Origin of the sequence: Streptomyces sp. NPDC058619 (assembly GCF_042717785.1) — a bacterium.
Taxonomy (GTDB): domain Bacteria; phylum Actinomycetota; class Actinomycetes; order Streptomycetales; family Streptomycetaceae; genus Streptomyces.
Genome location: NZ_JBHXQN010000139.1, coordinates 1 through 2625, shown reverse-complemented (window position 1 = coordinate 2625; position 2625 = coordinate 1). Strand labels below are relative to the sequence as shown.

The following is a 2625-nucleotide window of genomic DNA, read 5'->3' as shown; positions in this document are numbered from 1 at the left end:
TGAACGGGGCTATCCAGGACGGCTCCGACGCCGTGATCACACCAGCCACACCAAGATCATCTCACCGTGACCAGCAGTTACGGGACAAGCCTTAGGGCGCGTATCGAGTCGTGATCAATCTGCGGGTCCCCCCGCGTGTGGATCTTCGTTCCGGTAGATCGTCTGGCGTGGGCGGTGCCCGCGCTCGCACCGGCCGGAATACGCACTCGCGGTCGCCGGTTGTAGCGGAACATGCACCATCCTCAGGAGCCGCCCAGCGGCATACACCCGCTGCTTGCCGGGCGTTTCAGCCCCTACCGGTTCGATCCGTCTGTGGTCGTCGACGACCACGCCCTCGGTCTGCTGCTGGAAGCCGCGCGGTGGGCGCCGTCGGCGGGGAACTCCCAGCCGTGGGGCTTCTTCGTCGGCAGGCCCGGTGAGCCGGAGCACGACCGGGTGCTCCCTCACCTTGCGCCGAGCTCGGCCCGCTGGGCGACGGGCGCGAGCCTGCTCGTCGTCACGCTGACGCGCCGGCACGTCGATGACACGCAGCTGTTCTATTCCGAGTTCGCGGACTACGACCTCGGCCAGGCCATCGCCCACATGACTGTTCAGGCCCAGGCAATGGGGCTGGCCTCGCACCAATTCCGGGCCTTCGACCTGGAAGGGCTCACCAAGGAGCTGGACCCGAACCCGGGCTGGGTGATCGTCTCCATGGTCGCGCTGGGCAAGGCGGCCGGCGGACCGCCGGAGGGCCGCGTCCGGCACAGCGTCGCGCACTTGCGCTCCGCTCCCTGGTCACGGCGGAGTAACAGCCGAGTCGTGATCATTGAGCAGCCCGGGTGAGATCCTTGATCCAGATCATCGAGGCACGGAGGTGGAGACCGGCGAGGTAGCTGCCTGGGGTCTTGTCGTAGCGGGTGGCAATGCCGCGCCAGGACTTGAGCGTGTTGATCAGGCGCTCGACGGTGTTCCTCTCCTTGTAGAGCTCGGCGTCGTGACTGACAGGCCGCCCGCCGCGGGCGCCCTTCTTCTTCCGGTTGGCGGCCTGGTCCTTCTTCTCCGGGATGACCGCCTTGATGCCGCGTCTGCGCAGGTGGACGCGGTTGCCGCGGGAGGAGTAGGCCTTGTCCCCGGCGACCGCGTCGGGTCGGGTGCGGGGAAGGCCGACCGGACCACGGACCCGCACCTTGGCCAGGACGGGGATGAACTGCGGACTGTCGGCGGCCTGGCCCGCGCTCAGGACGAACGCCAGCGGATGGCACTTCCGGTCGGCGGCCACATGGACCTTGCTGGTCTGCCCGCCCCTCGAACGCCCCAGAAGAGCGGCCTCCAGCCGGAGCTTGCGTCGGCGCCTCACGCTCCGTCGCTCCTCCCGTCCGGGATTGGCTTCGCCGGCCTGCCCGTTTCGTTCCTCACTGCCGCCCCCTTTAACCTGGGCTTCTCTTCCCCGTCGGCCTTCTCCAGGGCATCGAGCACGCCGGGACCGAGGTGCATCCCAGCGGCGTCGTGGTGGGCCCGGGCGGTGGTGGAGTCGACGCTGACCAGCGACAGATCCACCACGCCCCGCTTCGCAGCCTCGACTATCAGCCCCTTCAGCAGAGCCTCGAACACACCGGCGTCCCGCCACTGCCGGAAACGGTCGTGCACGGTCGACCACGCGCCGAACTCGGACGGCATTAGCGCCACTTCGCTCCCGAGCGAAACCGCCAGATCACGCCCTCGAACTGCTGCCGCAGTCGCACCGGGTACGGGCCGTACTTGCCGACCGGCAGGTAGGGCTCGATGAACTCCCACTCCAGATCCATCAGCTGCGCTCGTGTCATACAAGACGATCTACCGGACTGAAGATCACCACGATAGGGAAGCCCGCAAATTGATCACGACTCGATACGCGCCCTAAGAGCGTGTCCCACGTGGCCGTGGCCTACGTGTGACGTTGCGGTTTTCCCGTCCCGCTGGACGTTCTCCCTGTCACGCTTGATCTGGGTGGTTTGGCTGCCCTGGCACTTCACTATCGAGGGCGGCCGCTTGTTGCTCTTTCCGATCATGCGAGCCCTCTTCCCAGGATCCTTCGACCCGGTCACTCAAGGGCACCAGGACGTACTCCGGCGCGCTGCCCTCCTGTTCGACGAGGTCGTCGTGTGCGTGATGTTCAATTCGAACAAGACCGGCCGCTTCCCCATCACGGAACGGCTGGACCGGCTCCGCGCGGCAGCAACTGACTTGAGCAACGTCACGGTCGACTCCCACACCGGTGGCCTGCTGGTCGACTACTGCCGCCGAGGCGGAATCGGCGTCGTCATCCGCGGAGTCCGCGGCGTTCCCGACCTGGACTACGAAATGCCGATGGCCCGCATGAACCACGAACTGGCCGGAGTCGAAACGTTCTTCATCGCTGCAGACCCCGCCCTGGCCCACATCTCCTCCACCCTCGTCACTGCGATGAGTCAACAGGACCGTGTCCCGAATGATGATTTGAGCGAGCTTTTTCCAGCAGGTGGGGGCGGCAACGAGGGTCCCTAACCTCGATCTTTCGTGACGGGTCGTGGGATTTTCCGGCGGCCCGTTTCGGGTTGTCGGGCGGGTGATGGGCAGGTTGGTGGCCCGGCTGTCGCGTCGGGTGGGCGCCGGGTTCCACGGCTC

The 2625-nt window shown here is 66.7% G+C and carries 2 protein-coding genes and 1 pseudogene; 2 read left to right on the top strand and 1 reads right to left on the bottom strand.

The features are described 5' to 3' along the window. Positions 1-231 precede the first annotated feature (231 nt). A complete protein-coding gene (locus tag ACFWTC_RS38725) occupies positions 232-825 on the top strand; it encodes a nitroreductase family protein (protein ID WP_384075150.1) in 594 nt (197 codons plus the stop codon). Here the strand turns inward: ACFWTC_RS38725 and ACFWTC_RS38720 are convergent. After that, positions 806-1805: pseudogene (locus ACFWTC_RS38720) on the bottom strand (IS5 family transposase). The gene ACFWTC_RS38725 and the pseudogene ACFWTC_RS38720 overlap by 20 nt on opposite strands. 163 nt (positions 1806-1968) lie before the next feature. On the opposite strand from ACFWTC_RS38720, the gene coaD reads away from it, so the two are divergent. Next, positions 1969-2505 (top strand): pantetheine-phosphate adenylyltransferase, encoded by a 537-nt coding sequence (gene coaD, locus ACFWTC_RS38715; protein ID WP_383933325.1) that lies wholly within the window; start codon positions 1969-1971, stop codon positions 2503-2505. The last annotated feature ends 120 nt before the right edge of the window (positions 2506-2625 follow it).

What these genes read in the sequence shown, in the direction of transcription:
- ACFWTC_RS38725 (WP_384075150.1), top strand. Translation starts at nt 232, where the DNA reads ATGCACCATCCTCAGGAGCCGCCCAGCGGCATACACCCGCTGCTTGCC.